Source organism: Hallella mizrahii, from assembly GCF_009695775.1.
In the GTDB taxonomy this organism is placed as follows: Bacteria; Bacteroidota; Bacteroidia; order Bacteroidales; family Bacteroidaceae; genus Prevotella; species Prevotella mizrahii.
In genome coordinates, this window is record NZ_VUNG01000038.1 from 15,191 (window position 1) to 41,005 (window position 25,815).

Here is a 25,815-nt window from a genome sequence, read left to right on the forward strand (position 1 = left end):
CTCAAAACGGCCTATTGCTAACTACAAAAGAACAGTACAATAATCTGAGCAGCGAAGATTCTGAGGAACATGCTCAGTGGGTATACTGTGGAGTAACCCACAGCTGGTGCTTCTTTAGAGCAAGAGGCGTTGGCATAAGCCAATGCTGGTGGGTCGGTGTAGGTACCAGCGATCATTCCCATAATGGTGAAATAGTTGAATTTATATTTCAGTCGTGCGATGGTGCCGATGATGAGGATAGGTACCACGGTGATAATAAATCCAGTATAGACATATTTAAGTCCGTCTCCAGCCACAACCGTCTCCCAGAATCCCGCACCAGCTTTGATGCCAACGCTGGCAAGGAAGAGCACGAGTCCGATTTCTCGCAACATCATGTTAGCCGAGGTGGTAGTATAGGTTACAAGCTTGAAACGATAGCCGAAGCGTCCGATGAGAATAGCAATGATCAGCGGGCCACCAGCGATACCGAGCTTCAACGGCACGGGCATACCGGGTATAGCCAAAGGAATGCTACCGAAGAGGATACCTATGATGATGCCGATGAAGATGGTAGCGATATTTGGTGCGTTGAGGCTCTTTACAGAGTTTCCCATAAGATCAGCCACTCGGTTGACATTGTCTTCTGGGCCGACGACGAGAATGCGGTCGCCAATGTGGAAGTGGTGATCGCGGCTTGCAAAGAGATCCATGCCCTGGCGCGAGATGCGGGTAACATTCACACCATAGACACTCGAGAAGTGCATCTTGCCCAGCGTCTTACCATTCATCTTAGGATTGGTGACAATGATACGTTTCGACACCAACGGTGATTTGCTCTTTTCGTCAGTCTCATTCCAACTGGCTTCCACTTCAGGACCAATAAAAGCCTTGATGGCCTCGGCATCGGCCTCGGCGCAGACAATGTGAGCCTCGTCTCCCATCTCGAAGACTGTATCCTTAAGAGGTGTGGTCAACTCACCATTGTGGAAGAGGTGGGTGCAAACCATATCTCGGTTGAGAAAGTCTGAGATTTCCTGTAGAGTGCGTCCTGCTATGTAGGCATTGGTCACCTTCAGTGTCATAGCATGAGGTTTGGCATGTGGGTTTTCCTCCTCAGCCTCGTTGAGCTTTTCTTCCTCTTCCTTGAGATTGGTGCGTGTGATATAGCGGATGGATATGGTGGCACCAATGATGCCTAACACACCGAGGGGATAAGCGCAGGCATAGCCATTGGCAATCTGCGGGGCTTTACCTGTTCCAAACACCGAGTTAAGAGCTTCGTTGGCTGCACCGAGTCCCGGTGTGTTGGTAACGGCACCATAAAGAGTACCCACCATCATAGGCAGGTTGATACGATTGCTCGTGTCAAAAAAGATGTAGTAACAAGCAAACATCACCAACACGTTGAGTACTACTGTGGCAGTGGCCAGCAGATTGAGCGTCACGCCACCTTTCTTAAAACTTTCGAAGAAGCCTGGACCTACTTGCAGACCAATACAGAACACGAAAAGGATCAGTCCGAAATCCTGAAGAAAGGTAAGGATAGGGATTGGAGCCGTGAAGCCGACATGACCGGCGACGATACCGGCGAACAAAACGAAGGTGACACCCAAGGAGATGCCGCCAATCTTGATTTTTCCCAGCAATACGCCCACGGCGATTACCAAGGAATAGAGCAGCGCTATATGTGCAACGCTGTCTTGAGTTGTGAATAGATTGATAAACCAGTCCATATATGATTTTTACAATTTCTTTGCAAAAGTACGATAATTTATGCAAAGCGCAAAAGAAAAGACAGAAAAACTAAGAAATAGTAAAGTGCAATTCCTATTTTACTGCCTTTTCCGCCATTCATCTGCCTTTTTGGGGTACTTTTCTGTTCTCTTTCATTTCCAAAGATGCAGATGTGAGGAAGGCGGAGATGGCAGAGCGATGCGTTTACTCCTGCTCCGAGACGATGCCATAGCCCTTGAGCCAATCGTCGAGGATCATGCGGGCGATGGACAACCGCTGTGGGATACGGGGGAGGGCATCGTAGCGGAACCAACTGCCACGCGAGAGCTCCGACCGCTGGAGATGGACCTCACCCTCGACATAATCGGCATTGAAGCCCACCATCAGTCCGCACGGGTAGGGCCATGGCTGCGAGCCGAAGTAGCGGAGGTTGTTGATTGTTAGTCCTGTTTCCTCCATCACCTCGCGGTGCACAGCCTGCTCAAGGGTCTCGCCGGTCTCGACGAAGCCTGCCACGAGGCCGTAGAAGTCGCCCTTGAAGTTCTTGGCATGAACAAGTAGTACCTCGTCACCTCGATGGATGAGCACGATGATTGCCGTGGCCAGCTGAGGCCACACTTCCTTGCCGCATTGTGTGCATCGCTTCGAGATGATTGTGTGCATTTTCATAGGAGCACCGCAGACGCCACAGAACTGGGTGTTGTGGTCCCAGTAGAGAAGCTCCTGGCATTTGCCAGCCTTGAGGTAAAGCTCGGTGGAGAGATGATAAAACGAAGCCCGGAGCCCAATAAAGTCGAAGCCTGAAGCGCTCAGCTCGGGATCGATGATCTCTACATGTTGCGGATCTTCGAGCATCATAGTTTTCACGAGCGTTCCGTTTTCCATGGGGCTGACCTCCATGATATGAGTCCAGGCATGCGTCTTCACCGGTGTTTCCTCTGTGCAGGGAATCGTATATTTTCCGTCGGGCAAGCGTTGCAGAAGCAGGTCGGTCTTGCTGAATATAAAGTAATAGGTCTTCATCTGCAATTATTTATTTTCCTCTGTTATTGTTACTTACTTCACGTAGAAGTCGATGAGCTGCTGTATAGCCTGTCGGCATGCGGGGCAGAAGTCAGGATTCTGATTGGTGCGCATACGGCAGTCGTAGTAGGCGCGGTAGACGCCCTTAGGCTTGTAACCGGCTCCCTCGTAGAATCCGGCTTTCTTATCCTTGCCGATGAGGTTTTCCCATTTTCCACGGAAGTCCACCTTGGTGGTGATATTCTTTTCCCAAGGCTCCACGTCGAGAGGATAGATGTCTACAGTCTCGTCGTCATAGGCATATTCGTCGGCAAGTCCGGCGAAACTGTGCCCGAACTCATGTACGACGACGGGCTTAGCGTATTGGTTGTGGATGGATGCGAGCAGATACCCGTTGTAGAATCCGCCACCACCATAGCGTGTTGAGTTGACCAGTGCAATGATGTGCTCATAGGGAGTTCCGGCAAGCCAGTCGTGCATGTCTTTGAGGTGCCCTGTGGTGAGGTATCGCTCGCTGTAGTTAGTATCCCAATGCGAGTGGAGTGCCGTGTTTTTCCAAATGCCTTTTCCTGGCTCACTGGCTCCGCTCTCTTGTGAGGGTGACTCCACGGCGACGACGTTGAAGAACTGGCGGTTACTCTTGAAAGGCTCATAAGAGAAGAGCGTCTCCATTGACATGCGTGCGTCATCGACAAAGGTCTTCATCTCCTCGGTGCGGTAACCTTCGGCGAGGTAGGCTAGATGAATGCAATGGGTGGTGTCCTGAGCCTGTTGCAAGACAACATATGGTGTGACATGTTTCTTACCAAGATGTGCGATGAGTATGTCGCTGGGTGCTACGGTATGGGTGAGGTGACTGCTAATCTGTCTCCGGTTGTTGCGAAGATCCACTGTGATATCGACAGTATCTTTGGGCATGGGAACGAGATATACGTTTTCAAACGATTTCTCAAGGTGCTGAGCCTCTGGTTCTTCCTGCCATTCTTGAAAGAGGGTAGAGAAGGAATTGCGGTAGATGACGCGTTGGGTTTTATGATCACGCACCGTGATCTGTCCGTTACCCTCCACGGGAACTTCAGCGAGTCGCTGACGCTTGCCAAACCATCGTGGTTCCACATACATCTGCTCTAAGGCGATGTGCTGGGTGGTGGCAGTGCCGGAGAAGATGTAGTCGATGCGCAGGGTCTTGTCCTGAAAATAATCTTCGAAACGCTGGGCAGCAGCGCTCATGCTCATCATGGCGGCCACAGCCAGCAAAATGTAGTGTTTGTTCTTCATCCTATTAACTATTCAAGATTAATGATTTATGTGTGTTGATCTCTCTTTCGATACTTTTAGTAAACCTTTAGCTCGTCTCCGACATGTATCTGATAATCAGGTGTCAGGTGGTTTTTCTTATAGAGACTTTTTAAGCGTATGCCATAGTACTGTGCAATGGAGTACATGCTCTCGCCAGGCTTCACCACGTGTGGGCGGTGCTTGTAGGCTTTGATGGCTTTCTTCTGCTTTTTCTTCAAGTAGATGATGTCTCCGGCATGGAGCACATCGTGCTTGTCGCGCTCATTATATTTAGCCAGCTTGCGCCACGGCAGGTCAGTCTCCTTGCCGATGGACTTGAAGGTGTCGCCCTCGCGAGCCACAAGATAATAGTTTTTGTTGTAGATACGGATGGGGTGGAGGTGTTGTCCGGCTATCACGGCGTGGTCGCGTGCTCCCCGCTCAGCCATGAATTTATCGTAGTGGCGTGCGTGGTCGTATTGGTTGAGTTTATAAAGCTCGATGATGTCAATGAGTTTTTGAGCATAGGCGGGATTGGTGGCGTAGCCGCACGATTTCAGTCCCCGGGCCCATCCCCGGTAGTCGGTACGGTCGAGCCGGAAGAGCTGGGCATAGCGTTGGTTGCCCGTGAGGAAGCGGCTGTGATCCTCATAGCTTTGTTTGGCGTTGTCGTAGGCACGGAAACACTCACCGATGTCGTCGTCGTCCTGGCTCATTGTGCGTCCCGTCCACCCGTGGCATTTAATGCCAAAGTGGTTGTTACCCTGCGTGGCGAGCAGACTGAGTCCTGCCCGGCTTTCAAAGGCTCCCTGTGCCAGCGTGATGCTCGCTGGAATGCCGTAGCGGAGCATCTCTTCGATGGCCAAATCCTTGTATTGGTCGAAATATTGTTGATAAGCCTGGTTCCACCGCATCTGTGCCTTCAATGGCAGTACGATGAGGAGAGACATGATTGAGGCAAAGAACTTATTTCTGATGCTCATAATATAAATGAATGGCTACAATTATATTGCAAAGTTACAAAAAAAAACAGATAGAAACGATGAGAAACGTTACATTTTAACGTAATAGCTCCCTTTCCCCTCTCCTGTGGGGAAGAAGTGTATACTTCAATAGGTGATAACTATTGCTCGGATATAGTTATCACCCGCAAAGCATTTTACTTCTTTCTTCCCTTGGAGGGGGAAAATGAGGTTGCTAATGTGTTACTTTTGTTACTCGTTACTCGTCACGATATTCGGGGTATAAGCGTAACTGGGTAACTCGGACATTGATGGAAACGTTTCTGTCTGCTGACCACATAAAGGCGTCAGACACTGGCGGCTTGAAGCAATATTTCGTTGAGAGTAGGGTGAATGTGAATGATGTCCATCAACTGTTCCAAAGTGACGTCGAAATTCATCAGTGCCGCAACTTCCTGCACGATAGCAGCGGCATTGGCTCCCATGACATGGCACCCGACAATTTTGGCATTGGGCTGCTTGCTGTCACAGATGAGCTTCACAAGACCTTCGGTAGCCTCTATGGCTTGTGCCTTTCCGTTGCTGCGGTAGAAGCCTTTGTGGACGGTATAGTCGGGGTATTGGGCATTGGCGCAGTCCTCGGTCAGTCCCACGGAAGCCACCTCGGGACGGGTGAAGACAGCAGCGGGCATGATGTCGAAGCGGATGCGGTCGTCGATACCTACGATGCGGTTGACAGCATGGCGCCCTTGCGCCGTCGCCGCGTGAGCCAGCATCTGACGGCCGTTGACGTCGCCGATGGCGTAGATCTCTGGCACGTCGGTGGCGAAATCGTCGTTGACCAGGATGCCATGACCATCATAACGGATGCCGGCGGCTGCAAGTTGTAGTCCGTCTAATTGTGGTGCACGTCCGGTAGCCACCAGGATGCAGTCGGATGCTATACGCTCCTCTGTCTTCTTCCTTGTGTTGAAGTATAGAACTTCGTTGCCGTTGACTTCACGGACTTGGCATGAGAGATGGATTTTGATGCCGGACTTCTCCAACGTCTTGCGAAGCCGTCGGGCGATCTCACCGTCGACGGTGGGTAAACACTCACTCAAGAACTCCAAGACATCAACTTTACAGCCAAAGTCTCGGAACATCGTAGCCATCTCTAAGCCGATGACTCCAGCTCCGATGACACACACCGTTGGGGGGAGTGTCGGAGCGCAGAGCAGGTCGTCGGATGTGAAAACATAGGAGCTGCGGGGCTCTTTGATTCCCGGAAGCGGTGGCATCTTGACCTTGGATCCGGTGGCGATGATCACGTGCCGGGCTTTTACCGTCTCCTCACCGATGCTGACAGTCTTGGGATCAACGAAGGCTGCATGCCCCTGTAGCAGCGTGATGGCGGGGTTGGAGAGCAGTGTGGCTATACCCTGACGGAGCCCCGCCACTACTTGTTGTTTTCTCTCCATGGCGCGTTTGAATGCTTCTGCTTGTGGTTCTGCATTGCAGAGGGAGGCGTGAGCGGCATCGTGGAGAAGCGATTTGGTTGGGATGCAACCGCGGTTGAGACATGTCCCGCCGACCTCCCTCTCCTCGGCAATGACCACTTTCAAGCCTTTACCTGCGGCATAGAGGGCAGTCTCGTAGCCCCCGGGGCCGCCACCGATGATCATGATATCTGTTTCTATCATATATTTCCGGAAATATTTTAGTTTTCGCCTTTGAATGTGAGCACGGGATGGCGCGCTGCCAGCACGTCGTCGACACGCGAGATGGGGGTGTTGTGCGGTGCGGTCTTCACCACGTCGGGTGTCTCCTTGGCCTCGCGTGCTATCTGATGCATTACGTCAATGAAGTGGTCGAGTGTTTCCTTGCTCTCATTTTCTGTAGGCTCTATCATCATGGCTTCATGGAAAAGCAGCGGGAAATAGATGGTGGGAGCATGGAAGCCGAAATCAAGCAGACGTTTGGCAACATCGAGTGTGGTGACCCCCGTAGACTTGTCCTTGAGGCCGTTGAATACAAACTCATGTTTGGACAGGCTCTGAATTGGCAACTCGTAAGCGTCTTTCAGCTGATGGCGGATATAGGTCGCATTGAGTGTGGAGAGCGGTCCTACATGCTTGATGTTTTCCTTGCCCAGCGAGAGAATGTAGGTCAGGGCGCGCACCTCCACGAGGAAGTTGCCGTGGAAGGGGTTGACCATGGGGAAGAAAGGCTCCAGTCCCTTGCGCACGCCGACAGGGCCACTCCCGGGTCCTCCGCCACCGTGAGGGGTGGAGAAAGTCTTGTGGAGGTTGATGTGCATCACGTCGAATCCCATGTCTCCCGGGCGGCAGATGCCTAACAGAGGATTGAGGTTGGCACCGTCGTAGTACATCAGTCCGCCGCAATCATGTACGAGTTTGACGATCTCCACGATGTTGTGTTCAAAGAGTCCGAGTGTATTGGGATTGGTCATCATCATGGCTGCCACTGTGTCATCGAGTTTTGAGCGTAGGTCGTCGATGTCTACGGTGCCGTCGGCGAGACTCTTTACTTCTACGACCTGCAGTCCGCAGACGGCTGCAGAAGCAGGATTGGTGCCGTGCGCGGAGTCGGGTACGATGACTTTGACACGCTTCATATCGCCGCGGCTCTCGTGATAAGCCCGGATGATCATCAGTCCCGTGAGTTCACCATGGGCACCGGCGCAGGGCTTGAGTGTGAAATCGTACATGCCCGTGAGTGAGGAGAGCAGATGGCGCAGAGCGGTGGTCACCTCTTCACATCCTTTGACAGTCTGCTTGGGCTGCAAAGGATGGATATGAGTGAAAGAGGGTAGGGAGGCGATCTCTTCGTTGATTTTCGGATTGTATTTCATCGTGCAGGATCCCAGGGGATAGAATCCGTTGTCGACGCCGAAGTTGTTGCCGCTATGATTGGTATAATGCCGCACAACGGTCATCTCGTCGCACTCGGGGAGCTCGGCAGGCTTGTCGCGGCATACATCTGAGGGCAGGGCGTGATGAGGAATGGCATTGTGGGGTAGGCTGTAGCCAATGCGTCCGGGATGGCTCAGCTCGAAAATCAAATGATCATATAACTTGTTGTTCATAATCTTCTCGTTTAAGAATTTACCAGTGCTGCCAGGGTGTCAATCTCTTCCTTGCTTCTTTGCTCGGTGACAGCTAACATCAGCGTGTGGTCATCGATCTTGATGCCGCCGAGAAATCCGGCTTCCAGCCATTTGGACTGCAACGCGTTGAGGTCACCATCGTATGTGACACAGAACTCATTGAGATATTCTTTATCCTTGAATGCGTCGGTGAAATGTCCGGTCTGCAACAGTTTGTCGTGTAGATAGTGGGCACCATCGCAACCGCTTTGGGCGGCCTCTCTGAGTCCATGCTTGCCCATGAGTGCCATGTACACGGTCACCCACAGTGCCATAAGGCTTTCGTTGGAGCAGATGTTTGAGGTAGCTCTCTGACGACGGATATGCTGCTCTCGGGCTTGCAGGGTGAGAACGAAGACGCGCTGCCCGTTGCCGTCGACCGTTTGACCGACGATTCTACCCGGCATCTTGCGCATATATTTTTCTGTGGTGCACATATAGCCGAGATAGGGACCGCCCCAGGCCATGGGCAAGCCCAGACTCTGTGCCTCTCCTACGGCGATGTCAGCTCCCCATTCTCCGGGGGACTTTAGCAGAGCCAGGTCGGCTGCTATGCTGTTGATGATCAGCAGTGACTTGTGCGCGTGGCAAGTATCGGCCACTCCGCTCAGATCTTCGACGATACCATAATAATTGGGTTGCTGCACGATCACACCGGCCACACCGCCCTGCTTGAGAGCCTCTTCCATGTGGCTGAAATCGGTGACACCTTCTTTTTGAGGAATTTCTTTGATGTCTATGCCATGGAAATGGGCGTAGGTGTCCAGCACTTTTCTTATCTTCGGGTCGATGGTTGCCGACACAAGGATGGTTTGTGCGTGGTGACCGATGGCACACGCCATCATTGCTGCTTCTGCCGTGGCTGTGGCTCCGTCATACATCGAAGCGTTGCTCACCTCCATGCTGGTGAGTCGCGCCATCATTGTCTGATACTCAAAGATATAGTGTAGAGTACCTTGAGAGATCTCAGCCTGGTAGGGCGTGTAACTGGTGAGGTATTCAGAGCGGCTGACGATCTGTGGGATGACGGAGGGGATGTAATGGTCATAGACACCGGCACCAGCGAAGCACGTGAGCTCGCGGTTGTCATTGGCGAGACGACTGAAATACCGACGCACCTCCACTTCGCTCTTTGCTTCCGGTATATCATAGTCGCCTTTGAGCCGGACAGGGTCAGGGACATCAGCATAGAGGTCGTCAATGGAGCTGACTCCTATGGCCTGCAACATTTCGTGGATGTCCTCAGGCGTTTGTGGGAAATATTTAAACATAGCTTAGATTTACTGAAATATCGGAAACAGAATGCCCAGCCCCGTTATGACTTGTCTCCCCCTTATTCTTGAAGGATGTGACGGCAATTATAGCGGATTGCCATTCTGTTTCCGAATGCAAGGTTATTGGTTTTTCTTGTTGTAGTCTTCTTCTGTCATGAGCTTTTGAAGCTCATCAGTGTCTGCTATGCTCACTTTGATAATCCAATTGTCGGTGGCATTCTGATTGATGAGCTCGGGGTGATCCTCCAGTGCTTCGTTGACTTCCACGACAGTACCGCTGATGGGAGCAATCAAGTCGCTGGCAGCTTTGACGCTCTCTACTGCACCAAAGACCTCGCCGGCGGTGATCTCGTCGTCAACTTCCGGCATATCGACATAGACGATATTGCCCAACTGCTTCTGAGCGTAGTCAGTGATGCCAATATAGCCGAACTCTCCCTCTACTCTTACATATTCGTGTGATTCACTGAAATAAGTCATAATAGGTGTGAATTAAATGGTTTATGTGTATGTTATTTGTGATAATGCTTGTCATAGAATTTCTTCTTGACGATGGTTCCCGGGAATGTTTTGCGCCGGATCTGAATCTCCACCCGGTCACCCAATTTAAGTGAGGAATCGACGAGTGCCACTGCGCAACTCTTGTCCACGGAAATGAGACGGTAGCCGGTGGTGACCACTCCTACGGGGTTGCCGTCCTTGAGCACGGTATAGCCGTGGCGGGGCACAGCCTTGTCGTCGAGTTCAATGCCGCGCAGCCGCTGGGCCACGCCGTTGGTCTTCTGATCAACGAGTGCTTCTTTGCCGATAAATTCAGGCTTATCCATCTTGCAGAACATGCTTAACCCAGCCATGACGGGTGAGATGTCCTTCGATAGCTCGTCGCCGTAGAGCGGCAGACCCACTTCGAAGCGAAGCGTGTCACGGCATCCTAGTCCACAGGGCACACAACGGTGGCTCGCCATGAGACGATCCCACTGCTTGACGATGAAGTCCGTGGAGCCGTAGATTTCAAAACCGTCCTCGCCGGTGTAGCCGGTGCGGCTGACGATGATTTCCTCGCCGTCTATTTCCAGTGTTTTGCAGGTGTAGAACACAAACTCGCTGCAAGGTATCTGCAGCACTTCCTCCATGACGGCCGATGACTCCGGACCTTGTATGGCGAGCTGTCCATAGTAGTCCGACTTGTTGTCGACGGTGACATCAAAGTCTTTGGCCTGCTCGCGCATCCATGCGTCGTCTTTGGCGATATTAGCGGCATTGATAACAATAAAGAAATGGTTGGGAGCCATCTTGTAGACAAGCAGGTCGTCGACAGTTCCGCCGTCGGGATAGAGCATCATGCCATAGTAGATCTTGTGGATCGGTGCATCGGTGACGTCGTTGGTGAAGATGTGGTTGACATATTTCTCTGCGTCAGGGCCTTTGACGATGACCTCACCCATGTGTGAGACATCAAAGACACCGCAATGCTGACGTACAGCATTGTGCTCATCTATAATAGATGTGTACTGGATGGGCATATCAAAGCCACCAAAGGGTTGAATGAGGGCACCTGCCTGGCAGTGCCGCTCATAGAGACATGTTCTCTTATTCATAGACATTTATGTAACAAGGTATATTTGTTGCAAAAATAATTGTTTAAACAATACACTCCAAGAAAATAGCCACTAAAGATAGTTAAAATAAAAAAATAGTTATCATAGGACTGTCACGATATTAAAATGTGGCAAGAGTAAGGTAGAAAATAAAACGGATTGTAAAGAATAGAGCTTCTTTACAATCCGTAGTGCATGTAATTTCCTGTAGGAGGGTCTTACTTCTTCTCTTTCTTCACTTTGTCGACATAAGCATCGATGACAGCTACGGCAGTGACGTTGACAACATCGCGCACACTGGCTTCGAAGTCGGTGAAGTGGATAGGTTTATTCAGACCCATCTGGATAGGGCCGATGATCTCCACGTCGGGATCAAGCGACTGCATGAGTTTGTAGCTACTGTTGGCGGAGCTCATGTTGGGGAATACAAGTGTGTTGACATCTTTACCCTTGAGACGGGTGAAAGGATACTTGGCATCGCGGAGCTCTTTGTCCAAAGCGAAGTTGACCTGCATCTCTCCATCGATGGCAAGGTCAGGATAGTCGTGCTGCATCATTTCCACGGTCTGATGCACCTTCTGTGGTGAACCGATTTCGTCGGTACCGAAGTTGGAGTAACTGATCATGGCCATCACGGGCTCATCGTTGAAGAAGCGGACAGTGTGAGCCGACAGACGGGCTACATCATAGAGTACATTTTGATCGGGATGACGGTTGATGAGCGTATCGGCGAGATAATAAACTCCCTTCTTGGTGTTGAGAATGTGCATCGTTGCGAAGGTGTTGTAGTTTTTGCGCACACCTACCACTTCTTTAGCCACCTTGATAGTGTTACTGTATTTGGTATAGAGGCCGGTGATGAATGCATCTGCATCGCCTTGCTCTACCATAGACATACCGAAATAGTTGCGCTCATACATTTTGTCGTAGGCCTCCTCAAAGGTGTATCCTTGTCTTGCGCGTTTCTCTGCGAGATGCTTGGCATAGGTAGCGCGGCGCCCCTGCTCCTTGTCGGCGCGCATATCGATGATTTCCACACCTGAGAGATCGAGTTTCAATCGGTTGGCAATGCGGGCCAAGCGGTCGGGATTTCCAAGAAGAATCGGATGGCAGATGCCCTCCTGCTGGGCTTGTACAGCAGCTTTCATCATCGTCGGATGACCACCTTCTGCAAAGACTACACGCTGAGGATGCATGGCTGCTGTGGCGTGGAGGGTGCGCGTGAGCTTGGTCTCCTGACCCAATAGCTGACGCAGATGATCTTTATATGACGACCAGTCCTTGATAGGCGTGCGGGCAACACCGCTCTCCACGGCAGCCTTTGCCACGGCGGCACTGACCTCTGTGATCAGACGGGGATCCACAGGCTTGGGAATGAAATACTTGGGTCCAAAGCTTAGATCATTGACATGATAGACCTCGTTGACGATATCAGGGATCGGCTGCTTGGCCAAATCGGCAATTGCGTTGACTGCGGCCATTTTCATCTCTTCATTGATAGCCTTGGCGTGTACATCAAGAGCACCGCGGAAGATATAGGGGAACCCGATGACATTATTGATTTGGTTGGGGTAGTCAGAGCGTCCGGTGGACATCAGCACGTCGGGGCGGCTTGCCATAGCATCTTCGTAACTGATCTCTGGCACTGGGTTAGCTAAGGCGAATACGATAGGCTTCTCGGCCATCGAGCGGATCATGTCCTTGGTAAGAATATTGCCTTTGGACAATCCGACAAAGACGTCGGCTCCCTTGATGGCTTCCTCAAGATTGTGGACATCGCGACGGTCGGTAGCAAAGAGCTTTTTCTGAGGGGTCAGATTAGGACGGTCAGAAGTGATGACACCCTTAGAGTCGAGCATGATGATGTTTTCTTTCTTCACGCCCAAAGCCACGTAGAGCTTGGTACAGCTGATAGCGGCAGCACCGGCACCGTTGACCACGAGACGCACCTTGGTGATGTCCTTTCCGGCTACCTCCAGTGCATTTTTCAGTCCAGCGGCGGAAATGATGGCAGTTCCATGCTGGTCATCATGCATCACTGGAATATCAAGATTTTTCTTCAAACGTTCCTCGATGTAGAAGCACTCAGGTGCCTTGATATCTTCGAGGTTGATACCACCGAAGGTAGGAGCGATACGCTCTACGGTCTCGCAGAATTTCTCAGGGTCTTTTTCGTTGACCTCTATGTCGAAGACATCGATACCGCCATAGATCTTGAAGAGCAATCCCTTTCCCTCCATCACTGGTTTTCCACTCATGGCTCCGATGTCTCCCAATCCAAGGACGGCGGTGCCGTTGGAGATGACGGCTACAAGGTTGCCCTTGTCTGTATATTTATAGACATCATCAGGATTTTTCTGTATCTGAAGGCACGGATAGGCGACGCCCGGAGAATAGGCTAAGCTCAAATCGGTTTGTGTGCGGTAAGGCTTAGTTGGCTTCACTTCGATTTTGCCCGGTCGTCCATTGGCATGGTAGGCGAGGGCTGCTTCCTCTGTAATCTTAACCATAAAAATGTTATTTTATTGATTTAAAAACTTTCTATCTCTTTTTATTTCTGTGCAAAGATAACAAAAACTGTTGAATTCAAAGAAGTTTTTCTTTTTTTTTGTATCTTTGCAGCGTAAATGACTTGTATTTCCTTATATGAATAAAACTGTCAGTCCAACAGAATACCGTCAGCAGTTGCGGCAACACATCATTGAAGCCGCCACTCATGAGTTTGAGAGTAAAGGGATCAAATCCGTCAAGATGGATGACATAGCCTGTTTATTGTCTGTGTCAAAGCGAACGGTATATGAGATTTTTGGAAATAAAGAGGATCTTCTTCTTGAATGTGTGAAGCACGATATGGACAACACGGATGCAGAGATGGAAACCTTTGCCCATATGCCGGGGCACAATGTCATCGACATTATGCTGCACTTTTATGAGATAAAAATGAGCAAAATGACAAGTACCAATCCTGTCTATTTAGTAGAATTGGACAAATATCCCCAAGTGCTCAAGCATTTTGAAGAAAGAAGAAAGAAAAGAGCCGTCAATTCTGCTTCGTTCTTCAGAAAAGGCATCAACCAAGGCTATTTCCGGCCGGAAGTGAATTATGAATTGATAGAAAGAATCGCCGACCTTACTATTCGGGAAGTGATGACTCAGCAACTCTACCTGCAATACGATCTTAAAGATGTGTTCAGCAATATCACCATGGTATTTATGCGCGGACTTTGCACTTCTAAGGGAATTGTAGAACTGGAAAAGTCAGCAGCGAAAAAATAATCAATCCATAGTTTCCTACATGCGTAAGAGCGCAATGCCACGATTGCTTGGGCAAGGTGGCATTACGCATAGAGGAGTGATAATTTTCACTTATCTTTGAATTGTCTTAGGGCAGAAAGGAGCTCCGCGTTTTCTTTCTTCGTGCCAATGGTTACGCGCAGACAGTCTTTGCAGAGCTTGATACGAGTACGGTTCCTGACTATGATGCCTCGCTCTACGAGATAGTCATAGATGGACTGGGCATCAGTCATCTTGGCCAGAAAGAAGTTGGCATCGGTAGGGTAGACGGTCAAACAGATGGGTAATTCACGGAAGGCTGCCATCAGTTTTGGACGCTCTTCAAGCAGCAATTTGACCCATTTCTCCACCTCTGTGCGATTCTTCAGTGCTTCTAATGCATGTTGCTGTGTGAGTAAGTTAACGTTGTAGGGATATTTGACTTTGTTGAAAAGCGTGATTATTTCTTCGTTGGCAAATGCCATTCCCAAACGTATGGCAGCACATCCCCATGCTTTACTCATAGTGTTGAGTACGATCAAATGGGGATATTTTGTCACACCGTGGCGAAAGAGTGGGGCAGAAGAGAAGTCGGAATAAGCTTCATCAATGACGACTATGCCATCAAATCGTTCCAAGACTGCTGTGATCTCCTGTGTCGACATGTTGTTGCCCGTAGGATTGTTGGGTGAGCAGATCCAGATCACTTTTGTGCGGTCGTCGCATGCAGCCAGCAATGCGTCTGCACTCATTTGGTAATGTTCGTCGAGCAACACGGGACGATACTCAATATCATTGATGTCGGCGCAGACCTTGTACATGCCGTAGGTAGGTTCAATAGCCACGACATTGTCGACTTGCGGACGGCAAAACACACGGTAGACAAGATCTATCGCCTCATCAGAGCCGTTGCCGAGAAAGATGTTGCAGGCTGGTACCTTTTTGATTTTAGAGAGCTCGCCCTTTACCTCCTGCTGAAGAGGATCTGGATAGCGATTGTAGGGGCTGTTGTACGGGTTCTCGTTGGCATCGAGGAAAACGTGAGCCTCGTGGCCTGAATACTCATTACGTGCAGAACTGTATGGAGCCAACTTGGCTATATTGGGTCTCACCAAGTCTTTTAGAGATCTTCTGTTCAACATAAATCCGGTTTAATAATAATTTGCAATTGAATTGAAAATGTCTCAACTTTAAAGTTCTACTTTATTAATGGAATTCATGGAATGAACGTTCTCTTCAAACTTATCTGTTTAGAGTGATTTCAATTCAAATTTTTTTCTGATTTTACTCTTGACATTGCATTCTCAGCCTCATTGCATTGGCGTGAGCTTCGAGTTGCTCGTTTTCAGCCATGCAGACGACGGCTTTGCCAATGCTGTCGATACCCTCCTTGGTGAGGTGCTGGAATGTAATCTTGCGCATGTAGCTGTCGAGATTCACACCGTTGTACGCCAAAGCATATTGATGGGTGGGAAGTGTGTGGTTGGTACCGCTGGCGTAGTCTCCAGCGCTTTCACAAGCCCATTTGCCAAGGAAGACGCTACCAGCGTTGATGACCTTTGCTGCCAAGGTATCGCTGTTGGTTGTGGCAAGGATCAGATGCTCAGGTGCATATGCATTGCTGAGCTCCATGGCTTCATCAAGATCGTGGACAAGCACCAACTTGGAATTATCCAAGGACTTGGCTGCGATTTCTTTTCTCGGAAGTCGCTCTAGCTGAATGGTAACCTGCTTTTTCACCTCGTTGAGCATCAGCTCAGAATCGGTGATGAGAAAAACCTGGGAGTCAATGCCATGTTCGGCCTGAGACAGCAGGTCGGCGGCGACAAACACCGGATTGCTTTCTTTGTCGGCTATGACACACACTTCACTTGGACCTGCTGGCATGTCAATAGCCACTTCGTGAAGACTCACTTGTTGTTTGGCGGCCATCACATATTGGTTGCCGGGACCAAAAATTTTATATACTTTGGGCACACTCTCTGTGCCATATGCCATGGCTCCAATAGCTTGTACGCCACCGGCTTTGTATATACGGCTGACACCTGCTATTTTGGCTGCCGCCAATATAGCAGGATTCACTTTTCCTTCTTTGTTGGGGGGAGTGCAGAGTACGATTTCCTTACACCCTGCAATCTTAGCTGGTGTAGCCAACATCAACACGGTAGAGAATAAGGGCGCGGTGCCGCCCGGAATGTATAATCCCACTTTTTGGATAGCGACACTCTTCTGCCAGCATTTCACGCCTTTGGAGGTCTCAAGCGAGACACCCTCAAATTGTTGAGCATGATGAAACTTAAAGATGTTGTCGTGAGCAAGTTTCAAGGAGTCAAGCAATTCGGGTGACACCAATGTTTGAGCTTCTTCAATCTCTTCTTCGCTGACTGCCAACGAGTTCAAAACCGCATGGTCAAACTTTTCCTCATAGCTCTTTACAGCCTCATCGCCTCGTTGTCTCACATCATCGAGTACGCTCTGCACTGTGGCATTCAACTGTGATACGTCTAAGTGGGGCCGCTTCACCAGTTCTGGCCACGTCACTTTTGAAGGATATTTAATAACATTCATGTCTCGACCTTTCTAATATTACAGAATTATCAGACTTTGTTCTGCATGATCAGATTCGCTCTGTAGAATCAGAACCTATAGAATCATTTTCTCAATAGGAGAAACCAGAATGCCCTGGGCACCCAATTCTTTCAACTTTCCGATGATTTCCCAAAAGCGAGCTTCATCCAATACTGTATGGATAGCACACCACTCGGGATCGGACAGAGGAATGATAGTAGGGCTCTTGATACCGGGGAGTACCTTGATAATGTCAGCCACCTTGTCTTTCGGTGCGTTCATCATCACATATTTCTTGTCGCGGGCAATCTGTACAGCTTCAAATCGGAAAAGCAACTCATTTAATATTTTGCGCTTTTCGTCGTCCATTTTCCAGTTGCCGATAAGCACAGCCTCGCTCTTCATGACCACTTCTACTTCTTTCAGATTGTTGTGAATGAGTGTGGAGCCTGAACTGACAATATCAAAGATAGCGTCTGCCAAACCGATGCCCGGGCTGATTTCTACAGAGCCGGTGATAACATGGATGTCAGCCTGGATATTGTTTTTATTCATGAATCGGCGAAGAATGCCTGGGTAAGAGGTGGCAATCTTCTTTCCGTTGAACCAAGAAATGCCTGTATAGTCAATGGTCTTGGGAATAGCCAGCGACAATCTGCACTTGGAGAAGCCCAACGGACGAATGATATGGGCATCTTCCTGACGCTCTTCAAACTCATTCTCTCCTACAACACCTATATCAGCCACACCACTTGCTACACTCTGTGGAATGTCGTCATCACGAAGGAAAAGAACCTCCAAGGGGAAATTGGTGCTCTGAACGAGAAGTGTCCGTTTACTTTCGCTGACTTTGATATCGGCTTCTTTCAGCAAATTCATAGTGTCCTCATAGAGGCGACCTTTTGACTGTACTGCTATTCTTAACATGCTGTTTCTACTATTTCGAATGTAATAATTCTAATTTTCCTAAAAATATTGTGCAAATTTAGCAATTTCCAAGCAAATGTGCAATAAAAATACTACTTTTGTGATGAAATTTATGACGACGGTAAGAAACATTTATATATATGCGTGTTGCCTGCTCGCTTTTCTGTCTGCTTGTCAGCAACAATCCAAGAAACCAGAGATGACGCCTTGGGGCACTACGATAGGAGAAGATTCTTTGCCAAAAGAGAATTCTCTTAGCTTGGATGATATACAGACGAATGGTGAGTTGATCATGCTCACGATCTCAGGACCGGAAACTTACTATGACTATCATGGTCATGGTATGGGTGCTCAATACCTCCTTTGTCAGAAGTTTGCTGACAAGTTAGGTGTTTCCTTGCGAGTGGAGATTTGCCAAGACACTACAGAACTTGTTCATCGAATGCAAAAAGGAGAGGGTGACCTTGCAGCCGTCTTGTTGCCCAAGAAGTGGAAAAATCTGTTGTATGCGGGGACAGCTGACCCGAAGTCTCATACTTCGTGGATTGTCAGAAAGGACGGAAAAGATTTGGCGCAGGCTCTCAATAACTGGTATCATCCCGGCATGATCGAAAAAATCAAACGCGAGGAGCAGTTCTTATTGTCAACAGCCAGCATCACTCGTCATGTCTATGCGCCGATGCTCAATCGTGCAGGTGGCGTCATTTCCCGATATGATCATCTATTCCAACAATATGCACCTTTGGCAAGATGGGACTGGCGTTTGTTAGCAGCCCAGTGCTATCAGGAATCAACCTTTGACCCAAAGGCGCATTCGTGGGCAGGTGCCTGTGGACTAATGCAGATTATGCCGTCTACGGCTGATCATGTAGGGCTACCGCGTGAAAACCTCTATGATCCCGAAGCTAACATCGCCTGTGCAGCTAAATACATTCAGGAACTCAGCGGATTCTTCAATGAGGTGCCAGCGTCAGAGCGAATCTATTTTGTGCTGGCCAGCTACAATGGCGGACATTTCCATGTGAGGGATGCCATGGCTCTGGCACATCGTGATGGTCGTGATCCGCGCCGTTGGGGAGACGTAGAACCCTATATCCTGAAACTGAGTTCACCGGCTTACTATACGCTTCCGATTGTGAAACATGGATATATGCGTGGATCAGAGACTGTCAATTATGTCCGCCGCATCCGTGAAAGATGGAATCAATACCGTGGTGTGGCCAAAGGAGGCTTCTCTTCGGGGGTCTCTACGGTACCGGAGCGTGCTAAGCGGAGATATAAATGGCATCTTTAGTAGAAATTTGAATTCTAGTTATCATCGTAAGCGTATTGGCATTCATGTATTGACACAAAAGCGACTTTGTCGCCCAGGCCAAGCTCATGGTATCATCATCCGCAATGGTAAGAAGATGATCAAACAATAATAGATAGTATCGGTATTGTATCTTTCTATAACCGTCATCGATACGATGTATACTTTCATAAATTAAGAAAAGGAGGGCGTACCGCTACGGTGCGCCCTCCTTATATTGGAAGCAGAAATCTTTATGCCTCTCTTTGCCCTACGATGTCATCAATCGTAGCCACGGTGTGACCATCGCGGTGACGGAACAGATTGAGTATGTCGCGGACAGAAGTCTCTTCCTGAACCTGCTCGTCGATATACTTATCAGCAAAGTTTACAGAGGCGCGGTCATGCTCATCTTCGGCAAGCTCGGCGAGCGCATGTATGAGCTCTGAGACATGCTTCTCGTGTTCCATTGTCTTCTCGAAGACTTCGCGCGGCTCCTTATAATCGTTGGGCACAGCCTCTATCGTACCAATCTTGACAGCACCGCCACGGTTGAGCACGAAATTGGCCATATCCATGGCATGCTGCTTCTCTTCGTCGCTTTGCTTAAACATCCAGTTGGCGAAGCCTTTCCAACCTTCTTTGCGGAACCAGAATGCCATCTCAAGATAGAGATTGGAAGAGTAGAGTTCAGCGGTAATCTGATCGCTGAAAGCCTTTTGCATTTTTGCGTTAATATCCATAATCTTTATGCCTTTAAAATTATTTTCTTATTGCAAAGCTACGCAATTATTGCTCATTATATCCTTGCTTTAAACTTTTTTATGATAAAAAATATTAGGGTCTGGTATATTGACAAGGAGTGGTGGGATAAGATAGTGAAAATAATCAGTGTATTGTGTTAACTCATAGGGCAGACGAGAAGTCTACATTCAAGATTTGCAGGCATATTTGAAAGTCTGTATTCACCGCTTTTTTATGGATTGTGCAGTTATATCGATATATTCTCTCAATTTCGCAGTGATTTCCTTAGTAGTATGTGCTTGCCGGGTTGGTGTACGATCGATCACGCGAGACTATTTACCCGATAACACGGAAATCGCGGCAGGGCTGTTCATGCCGATGGTATATTACAATACAGCTAAAATTGGTTGGCTTATGCTATCTGGTACCAAATTCTTCGTATCTTTGTGTAAACGAGACAAGAAATAGCGTTATGGTAGCAAGACTTCATCATGCAGAAAATGGTAGCGATACCTCAAAGAATAAGGAAAGGAAGATTATTCTCGCCTATGGTATCGCCATGGGAATGTTGGTTGGTACGGTAATATAACATCAAGGCAAAAAAGACTGGCAAATTTAGATTGTCTATTTTTCGCTTTCAATGATTTTCATTACCTTTGCAGCAAACTTTTATAGACAAAAATATTCATCACTTGAAACCAAAATAGAAAACATGATATTGGAAAACATCGTTTGACTCAACTTTGGAGAATTCGGCATCGTGGTAGAGTATTATCATCAAACCAAAGGCTTTGTTCCCGTATCATTACTCAGATGCTGACATTCAGAAAGTTGCCGACCTGTTCAAAGGCACGGGATTCGACGTGGGGATAAGAAATTAACAATAATATTGAAAAATATCAATTCAAGGAGAGATATTCATTGAAAGAAAAACAAAATACAAGCAAATGGGGGGCGTCATTGAGAGCTGCTTTCCCCTATACGATTCCCATCTTCGCAGGTTACTGGTTTCTCGGCCTCACCTACGGCATACTGATGAACGTATCGGGATTTTCGTTTGTCTGGCCCATGGTCATGGCAGCAGTCATCTACAGCGGCAGCGTAGAATTTGTGGCAGTGAAAGTACTTCTCTCTTCCTTTCATCCGCTGCAGGCTTTCGTCATGGCGTTTATGATAGGAGCCCGCCATCTGTTCTACGGCATCACCATGCTCGACCGGTTCAAGCACAAAGGTTGGAAGAAACCGCTGCTCATCTATTTCATGAGTGATGAGACGTTCTCCGTCAACTACACAGCGAAGATCCCGAAAGACGTTGACGAGGGGTGGTTCATGCTTTGGATCACGCTGCTCGACTTCCTCTATTGGTTGACCGGTGCTACGTTAGGGGGAATATTCGGAAACTTGATCACGTTCTCAACAAAAGGTCTCGACTTCGTCATGACCGCCATGTTTGTCGTTATCTTTGTGGAGCAATGGCTGAAGGACAGTAGTCATGTGAGTGCCATCCTTGGTATCGTCTTGTCCGTGATAAGTCTGCTGTTGTTCGGTTCCGACCACTTTGTCATTCCTGCCATGATGCTCATGCTATTAGTCCTCCTTACGCTACGCCCCAGGTTGGCGAAGGCGGCCGACAAAGAATCTGATGTTATGTCGGATCACAGAGATTCAAAAACACATTTATCAGAGAGGAAGGAGGACCAGGCATGACACTGACACAACAAATCATCACCGTTGTCTGCATGGCGCTTGCCGTGATGACGACCCGTTTCCTGCCCTTCGCATTGTTTCAAGGCCGTAAGACTCCAAAGGTGATACAATATCTTGGGACCGTTCTTCCAGCGGCCGTGTTCGGACTGTTGGTGGTGTATTGCTTGAAGAACGTCGATGTCACATCAGGCAATCACGGCCTTCCGGAACTGATAGCCATTACTGCCACAGTACTGCTGCACGTCTGGCGTCGTCAGATGATGCTGTCGATAGCCGGCGGAACCATCATCTATATGATTCTGGTGCAGACCGTGTTTGCCTGAGACTTGATTATGAGAATCTTCCTCTGGTCGCCTTGGCTATCCTTACCAGCGAGAGCATGATGGGAACTTCAGTAAGCACACCGACGGTGGTGGCGAGGGCCGCACCGCTCTGAAGGCCAAAGAGACTGATAGCTACTGCCACGGCAAGTTCGAAGAAGTTGGACGCTCCTATCATTCCTGCCGGCGCGGCAATGTCGTAAGGCAGATGCCACGCCTTGCCCCAACCATAGGCGATGGCAAAGATGAAGTAGGTCTGGAGGATGAGTGGCACGGCAATGAGTACGATATGGAGCGGATTACGGAGGATGGTCTCACCCTGGAACGAAAAGAGTATGACGAGCGTGAGCAGCAGGCCGGCAGTGGTATAGCGGTCGAACTTATGTACGAACACCTGCTCGAAATACGCTTTCCCTTTCCGCTTGACAACGGTCGTGCGCGTAATGATACCTGCAATAAGCGGAAGGACCACAAAGAGCACGACGCTCAGCAGCAATGTGTCGTAGGGGATCTGCACACCGCTCACTCCTAAAAGAAGTGCTACGATGGGTGCAAAGGCTACGAGAATGATGAGGTCGTTGACCGCCACCTGTACGAGCGTGTAGGCGGGGTTGCCGCCGGAGAGGTAGCTCCAGATGAACACCATCGCCGTGCAGGGAGCAGCACCTAAGAGCACCGCACCAGCCAGATATTGGTATGCCAAACCAGTGGGAATCCACTTCTGGAATACAATAAAAAGGAAGAACCACGCGATGGCAAACATCGTGAACGGCTTGATGAGCCAGTTGACCACACACGTCACAAGCAGGCCTTTCGGGTGCTTGGCTACGTTCTTCACACTTTGGAAGTCGACCTTCATCATCATCGGGTAGATCATCACCCAGATAAGGATCGCCACGGGAATACTCACGTGGGCATACTCAAACCGCGAGAGCATCTGTGGGATGACGGGCAGAAACTTGCCCACCACAATGCCAGCAACAATACATAACAGTACCCATAAAGTTAGGTACTTGTCAAAGAATCCTATTTTTCTTTCTTCCATGATTATTTGTAGTAAATAATAAAGTTTGTATTATTACGAACATATAACCTTTTAATTAAGGCGTACATTCTATGGTCCGCCCTACAAGATTACTTGGTAGCTTCACAACCGCAGTGGCCGCTCTTGATTTCTTTTGAGAAGAAATTGCAGAACAGTTCATGTGCATACTGCCAGTTGTCGCGGTTGATGCAATATCTCACCTTTGGGGCTTCAATGGTGCCTTGTATGAGTCCGGCATCTTTGAGCTCCTTCAGATGCTGGCTCACGGTTGCCTTGGCGATGGGCAGCTCATCGTGAATGTCACCGAAATAGCACTCCTGCCTGCTGGCGAGGAAGGTGAGGATCTGAATCCTGGCGGGGTGAGCCAACGCTTTGGCGAAGCGGGCTATCTGCTCAGCCTTGAGGCTATAATCTTTCTTGGTATCCATGGTCGTCTAAATAAGTATGATGGAAATTGGTAAAAGTCTCAATGATACGGTCTCTCACTTTCCGGAACACAGAGAGTTGCTCTTCGGTGGAGCCTGTTGCTAACGAGGGATCGGGAAAACTGATATGCATCTGCCGCTTTACCTTTCCGGTGAATACAGGACACGCCTCGCGGGCATGGTCACAGACTGTGATGACGGCATCCCACGTATCGTTGAGATAGTCCTTGACATTGTGCGGCTGCAAATCAGTAATCGGCATGCCGGCCTCCTTCATCACTTCAATGGCCAAAGGATGAACTTGCGGGGCAGGATAAGTGCCGGCCGACCTTACGCAGAGCTCGGCATCCAAATGTTGCAGGCAAGCTTGCGCCATCTTGCTCCGGCAACTGTTTCCTGTACAGAGAATCAATACCTTCTTCATATTGTTCGCAAAGATACGAATAATATCAAGAAAAGAATCATGCTTCTCATTCATTTAAATATATTTTACATTCCACGACTTATGCGTAACTATTCAGCGGATTCCCATCGTTGGGGCGGGGTTTATCCCTGCCCTATTGTGTCATCCGTTGGATTTCCGCACATCAATGATTTTTGATTTCATTTGCGGGGTTAGGACGGGGATAAACCCCGTCCCTACGGTGGGGAAATCAATACCATCACCGCTAACTTCTCCTAACCAATGCGTCTGTTTTCAAGGTTTTTCTTGCTGTGATGCAAGCCTGAGGTACGAAGGCTGTTTCTTCTCGGCTCATTTCCACCCCAACAGTTTTCCTACGATAGTGGCGAAGCGTAGTGCTCCTTTGGGTACGAAGGTCATCATCTGATCCCACATCGGTTCGGGCAACTGATGGTAAGCGGCATCGCGGAAGATATTAGGTATCTTCCGCGCTTTGTTTTCTTTCCCAGTCTCTATCAACGTCACGAAGTTGGGATTGACGAGCACGCCCAGGCCTATAGCCACGAAATCAGCCATGTGACTGTTGTAAGCCTCCAACGCCATGTCCGGGGTACGTAGTCCACCAACGCCTATCAGTGCCACACCCCGGCCTTCGAGCCGCTCCTTCGCCAGTTGCAGACGTGGCACTCCGGTACCGGCACCACGGCGAGCCTTGTTGTAAAAACCATGAAGCGACATGTGGATATATTGTACGCCTTTGTCTGCCAAGGCATCGATGAGGGTAAGGGTGTCGTCCATGGTCAGTCCGTTCTCGCCGGGCTCCTCCGGTGTGAGACGGTAACCGATGATGAAATCGGGACGGTTCATCCGTTTCCTCACCTCCATGACAGCGTCAGTGACAGCCAGTGGCAGTCGCATCCGCTTCTCAAGGGTCCCGCCCCAGTCGTCGGTGCGTCTGTTGGTCTTGGCAGAGAAGAACTGTTGGAGCAGATAGCCGTTGGCGCCGTGCAGCTCGATGCCGTCGAAGCCGGCACGGATAGCGAGCTCGGTGGCATAGGCGAAGTCGTGGATAACCTTCTGTATGCCTTCTTCTGTCAGAGCCTCTGTCTTCACTTTCAGTTTCGTACCCAAGGTATCTATCTCCTGGTCGTCGAGGAGGCTTGGTGCAAAGGCAACACCACCGTTGAGCGTGGTAAGTGCTGCTGCACCACCGTGTTGTAGCTGTGCAATGGCCAGCGCACCCTCACGCTTCATCACTGCTGCTCGTTTGGCCATACTGTCCTCGTCTACGTCGCGGTAGGCAGCAGGCTGCCCGGTGAAGGCGATACCCTCCCGGCTCACTGCCATGGCAGCGCTGATGAACAGTCCAAAGCCGTGGGCGCGGGCTTTCAGATAGGCGAGTTCTGCCGAAGTGGCATGCCCATCACTATCTGCCGACCAATGGGTGAGTGGTGCTATGGCCAGACGGTTTTTGGCGGTGGTACCGTTATTAAATGTGTATGCCTCAAAGAGTGGCTTGAATTTTTCTTTCATTTCTTTATTCTTGTGCTGTTATCAAGGGGATAATATAGACTAAGAGAATCTGCATGACGTTGCCGAGGCTCAAACAATAAAACAACAAAACCTCATTTATACATCGTTGAGATGTATTCAATGAGGTCTTGTTAGTGTCAAATGGAGGCTTACTTCTGCGCAGGTTCCCATTTGCAGCGGACAGGTGAAACGATAGCTCCCTCTGCTTTAAGCTCTTTCATAGCTTTATCTACTTCCTTGCGGTCAAGGCCGGAGAGTTCTGCTATCTTTCCTGCGTTGAGCGGCGTGCCAGCCTGCTTCATGGTCTCCAATACTGTGTCTTTTGTTGCCATAATAATGTCTCCTATTTCAAAATGTTGTGTGTATTTGCCCGCAAAGATACAAAATTAGTTTTAACGGCATATATAATACCTCATATTTCTTGTATGGATTTAGTTTTCCTTGCATTCTACAGTAAGCGTCCAAAAATGACGTATTGCTTAAAGCCTTAAAATCTGTTACTTTTGTCCTCGACTTAAATTCATACAATTTATGGAGAGAACATCAGATTTTGAACAGCTGCTCTTCCTATATAAGACGG

General features: G+C 49.1%; 23 protein-coding genes. 4 read left to right on the plus strand and 19 right to left on the minus strand.

The window, feature by feature from the left end; all coding sequences use genetic code 11:
- Positions 1 to 17 precede the first annotated feature (17 nt).
- From FYJ73_RS12330 to FYJ73_RS12375, 10 genes are all read right to left on the minus strand, one after another.
- Positions 18 to 1,715 carry a putative transporter gene (locus FYJ73_RS12330; protein WP_154535027.1) on the minus strand — a complete coding sequence of 566 codons (1,698 nt, stop codon included), beginning with the start codon at positions 1,713 to 1,715 and terminating at the stop codon, positions 18 to 20.
- Between the two features lie 205 nt (positions 1,716 to 1,920).
- On the minus strand, positions 1,921 to 2,739 hold the full coding sequence (gene nudC, locus FYJ73_RS12335; protein ID WP_154535028.1) for an NAD(+) diphosphatase: 819 nt from the start codon (positions 2,737 to 2,739) through the stop codon (positions 1,921 to 1,923).
- Positions 2,740 to 2,772: 33 nt separating this feature from the next.
- Positions 2,773 to 4,017, minus strand: a complete 1,245-nt coding sequence (locus FYJ73_RS12340) for a M64 family metallopeptidase (RefSeq protein WP_154535029.1) — start codon at positions 4,015 to 4,017, stop codon at positions 2,773 to 2,775.
- Positions 4,018 to 4,073: 56 nt separating this feature from the next.
- Positions 4,074 to 5,000: a glucosaminidase domain-containing protein gene (locus FYJ73_RS12345; RefSeq protein ID WP_154535030.1), complete on the minus strand. Its 927-nt coding sequence runs from the start codon at positions 4,998 to 5,000 to the stop codon at positions 4,074 to 4,076.
- Positions 5,001 to 5,326: 326 nt separating this feature from the next.
- Positions 5,327 to 6,661 (minus strand): dihydrolipoyl dehydrogenase, encoded by a 1,335-nt coding sequence (lpdA, locus tag FYJ73_RS12350; protein ID WP_154535031.1) that lies wholly within the window; start codon positions 6,659 to 6,661, stop codon positions 5,327 to 5,329.
- Positions 6,662 to 6,678: 17 nt separating this feature from the next.
- The gene (gene gcvPB / locus FYJ73_RS12355) at positions 6,679 to 8,067 is read right to left on the minus strand and encodes an aminomethyl-transferring glycine dehydrogenase subunit GcvPB (RefSeq protein WP_154535032.1); all 1,389 of its coding nucleotides are present in this window, start codon (positions 8,065 to 8,067) and stop codon (positions 6,679 to 6,681) included.
- An 11-nt stretch (positions 8,068 to 8,078) separates the two neighbouring features.
- Positions 8,079 to 9,398 (minus strand): aminomethyl-transferring glycine dehydrogenase subunit GcvPA, encoded by a 1,320-nt coding sequence (gcvPA, locus tag FYJ73_RS12360; protein WP_154535033.1) that lies wholly within the window; start codon positions 9,396 to 9,398, stop codon positions 8,079 to 8,081.
- Between the two features lie 123 nt (positions 9,399 to 9,521).
- Positions 9,522 to 9,881, minus strand: coding sequence for a glycine cleavage system protein GcvH (gene gcvH, locus FYJ73_RS12365; protein WP_154535034.1), 360 nt, complete (start codon positions 9,879 to 9,881; stop codon positions 9,522 to 9,524).
- A 32-nt stretch (positions 9,882 to 9,913) separates the two neighbouring features.
- Positions 9,914 to 10,999 carry a glycine cleavage system aminomethyltransferase GcvT gene (gene gcvT, locus FYJ73_RS12370; protein ID WP_154535035.1) on the minus strand — a complete coding sequence of 362 codons (1,086 nt, stop codon included), beginning with the start codon at positions 10,997 to 10,999 and terminating at the stop codon, positions 9,914 to 9,916.
- Between the two features lie 218 nt (positions 11,000 to 11,217).
- Complete coding sequence (locus FYJ73_RS12375) at positions 11,218 to 13,509, minus strand: NADP-dependent malic enzyme (RefSeq protein WP_154535036.1); 2,292 nt, start codon at positions 13,507 to 13,509, stop codon at positions 11,218 to 11,220.
- A 136-nt stretch (positions 13,510 to 13,645) separates the two neighbouring features.
- Here FYJ73_RS12375 and FYJ73_RS12380 point away from each other — a divergent pair, with 136 nt between their 5' ends.
- Complete coding sequence (locus FYJ73_RS12380) at positions 13,646 to 14,275, plus strand: TetR/AcrR family transcriptional regulator (RefSeq protein ID WP_154535037.1); 630 nt, start codon at positions 13,646 to 13,648, stop codon at positions 14,273 to 14,275.
- A gap of 86 nt (positions 14,276 to 14,361) precedes the next feature.
- Here FYJ73_RS12380 and hisC read toward each other — a convergent pair whose 3' ends face one another.
- From hisC to hisG, 3 genes are all read right to left on the minus strand, one after another.
- On the minus strand, positions 14,362 to 15,414 hold the full coding sequence (gene hisC, locus FYJ73_RS12385; RefSeq protein WP_154535038.1) for a histidinol-phosphate transaminase: 1,053 nt from the start codon (positions 15,412 to 15,414) through the stop codon (positions 14,362 to 14,364).
- A 142-nt stretch (positions 15,415 to 15,556) separates the two neighbouring features.
- Positions 15,557 to 16,840 carry a histidinol dehydrogenase gene (gene hisD, locus FYJ73_RS12390; protein ID WP_154535039.1) on the minus strand — a complete coding sequence of 428 codons (1,284 nt, stop codon included), beginning with the start codon at positions 16,838 to 16,840 and terminating at the stop codon, positions 15,557 to 15,559.
- A gap of 75 nt (positions 16,841 to 16,915) precedes the next feature.
- A complete protein-coding gene (gene hisG, locus FYJ73_RS12395; protein WP_154535040.1) occupies positions 16,916 to 17,767 on the minus strand; it encodes an ATP phosphoribosyltransferase in 852 nt (283 codons plus the stop codon).
- A gap of 112 nt (positions 17,768 to 17,879) precedes the next feature.
- Between hisG and FYJ73_RS12400 the strand changes: the two genes are divergently transcribed.
- Positions 17,880 to 19,061 carry an MltF family protein gene (locus FYJ73_RS12400; protein ID WP_419471152.1) on the plus strand — a complete coding sequence of 394 codons (1,182 nt, stop codon included), beginning with the start codon at positions 17,880 to 17,882 and terminating at the stop codon, positions 19,059 to 19,061.
- 251 nt (positions 19,062 to 19,312) lie between these two features.
- On the opposite strand, the gene FYJ73_RS12405 is transcribed toward FYJ73_RS12400, so the two are convergent.
- Complete coding sequence (locus tag FYJ73_RS12405) at positions 19,313 to 19,801, minus strand: ferritin (RefSeq protein WP_154535041.1); 489 nt, start codon at positions 19,799 to 19,801, stop codon at positions 19,313 to 19,315.
- 922 nt (positions 19,802 to 20,723) lie between these two features.
- On the opposite strand from FYJ73_RS12405, the gene FYJ73_RS12410 reads away from it, so the two are divergent.
- The gene (locus tag FYJ73_RS12410; protein ID WP_154535042.1) at positions 20,724 to 21,509 is read left to right on the plus strand and encodes an AzlC family ABC transporter permease; all 786 of its coding nucleotides are present in this window, start codon (positions 20,724 to 20,726) and stop codon (positions 21,507 to 21,509) included.
- Complete coding sequence (locus FYJ73_RS12415; protein ID WP_154535043.1) at positions 21,506 to 21,832, plus strand: branched-chain amino acid transporter permease; 327 nt, start codon at positions 21,506 to 21,508, stop codon at positions 21,830 to 21,832. Before FYJ73_RS12410 ends, FYJ73_RS12415 begins: the two co-directional genes overlap by 4 nt.
- Positions 21,833 to 21,839: 7 nt before the next feature.
- Here the strand turns inward: FYJ73_RS12415 and arsB are convergent, their stop codons facing one another.
- The 5 genes from arsB to FYJ73_RS12440 all read right to left on the minus strand — a co-directional run bounded on the left by arsB (position 21,840) and on the right by FYJ73_RS12440 (position 25,567).
- A complete protein-coding gene (gene arsB / locus FYJ73_RS12420) occupies positions 21,840 to 22,874 on the minus strand; it encodes an ACR3 family arsenite efflux transporter (RefSeq protein WP_154535044.1) in 1,035 nt (344 codons plus the stop codon).
- An 89-nt stretch (positions 22,875 to 22,963) separates the two neighbouring features.
- Positions 22,964 to 23,302, minus strand: coding sequence for an ArsR/SmtB family transcription factor (locus FYJ73_RS12425; RefSeq protein ID WP_154535045.1), 339 nt, complete (start codon positions 23,300 to 23,302; stop codon positions 22,964 to 22,966).
- Complete coding sequence (locus FYJ73_RS12430; RefSeq protein WP_154535046.1) at positions 23,280 to 23,723, minus strand: arsenate reductase ArsC; 444 nt, start codon at positions 23,721 to 23,723, stop codon at positions 23,280 to 23,282. The genes FYJ73_RS12425 and FYJ73_RS12430 overlap by 23 nt, the downstream gene beginning before the upstream one ends.
- Before the next feature lie 330 nt (positions 23,724 to 24,053).
- Entirely contained in the window at positions 24,054 to 25,235 is a 1,182-nt protein-coding gene (locus FYJ73_RS12435; RefSeq protein ID WP_154535047.1) for an NADH-dependent flavin oxidoreductase, read from the minus strand.
- A 149-nt stretch (positions 25,236 to 25,384) separates the two neighbouring features.
- Positions 25,385 to 25,567: a transcriptional regulator gene (locus FYJ73_RS12440; RefSeq protein ID WP_154535048.1), complete on the minus strand. Its 183-nt coding sequence runs from the start codon at positions 25,565 to 25,567 to the stop codon at positions 25,385 to 25,387.
- Positions 25,568 to 25,815 lie beyond the last annotated feature (248 nt).

Bases quoted from the DNA above. Each gene is read 5' to 3' on its own strand.
- gcvPA (WP_154535033.1), bottom strand. From the start codon at position 9,398: ATGTTTAAATATTTCCCACAAACGCCTGAGGACATCCACGAAATGTTG.
- FYJ73_RS12345 (WP_154535030.1), bottom strand. From the start codon at position 5,000: ATGAGCATCAGAAATAAGTTCTTTGCCTCAATCATGTCTCTCCTCATC.
- FYJ73_RS12440 (WP_154535048.1), bottom strand. From the start codon at position 25,567: ATGGCAACAAAAGACACAGTATTGGAGACCATGAAGCAGGCTGGCACG.
- FYJ73_RS12375 (WP_154535036.1), bottom strand. From the start codon at position 13,509: ATGGTTAAGATTACAGAGGAAGCAGCCCTCGCCTACCATGCCAATGGA.
- FYJ73_RS12430 (WP_154535046.1), bottom strand. From the start codon at position 23,723: ATGAAGAAGGTATTGATTCTCTGTACAGGAAACAGTTGCCGGAGCAAG.
- FYJ73_RS12340 (WP_154535029.1), bottom strand. From the start codon at position 4,017: ATGAAGAACAAACACTACATTTTGCTGGCTGTGGCCGCCATGATGAGC.
- arsB (WP_154535044.1), bottom strand. From the start codon at position 22,874: ATGGAAGAAAGAAAAATAGGATTCTTTGACAAGTACCTAACTTTATGG.
- nudC (WP_154535028.1), bottom strand. From the start codon at position 2,739: ATGAAGACCTATTACTTTATATTCAGCAAGACCGACCTGCTTCTGCAA.
- gcvH (WP_154535034.1), bottom strand. From the start codon at position 9,881: ATGACTTATTTCAGTGAATCACACGAATATGTAAGAGTAGAGGGAGAG.
- FYJ73_RS12330 (WP_154535027.1), bottom strand. From the start codon at position 1,715: ATGGACTGGTTTATCAATCTATTCACAACTCAAGACAGCGTTGCACAT.
- gcvT (WP_154535035.1), bottom strand. From the start codon at position 10,999: ATGAATAAGAGAACATGTCTCTATGAGCGGCACTGCCAGGCAGGTGCC.
- FYJ73_RS12435 (WP_154535047.1), bottom strand. From the start codon at position 25,235: ATGAAAGAAAAATTCAAGCCACTCTTTGAGGCATACACATTTAATAAC.
- FYJ73_RS12405 (WP_154535041.1), bottom strand. From the start codon at position 19,801: ATGGATATTAACGCAAAAATGCAAAAGGCTTTCAGCGATCAGATTACC.
- hisG (WP_154535040.1), bottom strand. From the start codon at position 17,767: ATGTTAAGAATAGCAGTACAGTCAAAAGGTCGCCTCTATGAGGACACT.
- hisC (WP_154535038.1), bottom strand. From the start codon at position 15,414: ATGTTGAACAGAAGATCTCTAAAAGACTTGGTGAGACCCAATATAGCC.
- FYJ73_RS12400 (WP_419471152.1), top strand. From the start codon at position 17,880: ATGACGACGGTAAGAAACATTTATATATATGCGTGTTGCCTGCTCGCT.
- hisD (WP_154535039.1), bottom strand. From the start codon at position 16,840: ATGAATGTTATTAAATATCCTTCAAAAGTGACGTGGCCAGAACTGGTG.
- gcvPB (WP_154535032.1), bottom strand. From the start codon at position 8,067: ATGAACAACAAGTTATATGATCATTTGATTTTCGAGCTGAGCCATCCC.
- lpdA (WP_154535031.1), bottom strand. From the start codon at position 6,661: ATGATAGAAACAGATATCATGATCATCGGTGGCGGCCCCGGGGGCTAC.
- FYJ73_RS12415 (WP_154535043.1), top strand. From the start codon at position 21,506: ATGACACTGACACAACAAATCATCACCGTTGTCTGCATGGCGCTTGCC.
- FYJ73_RS12425 (WP_154535045.1), bottom strand. From the start codon at position 23,302: ATGGATACCAAGAAAGATTATAGCCTCAAGGCTGAGCAGATAGCCCGC.
- FYJ73_RS12380 (WP_154535037.1), top strand. From the start codon at position 13,646: ATGAATAAAACTGTCAGTCCAACAGAATACCGTCAGCAGTTGCGGCAA.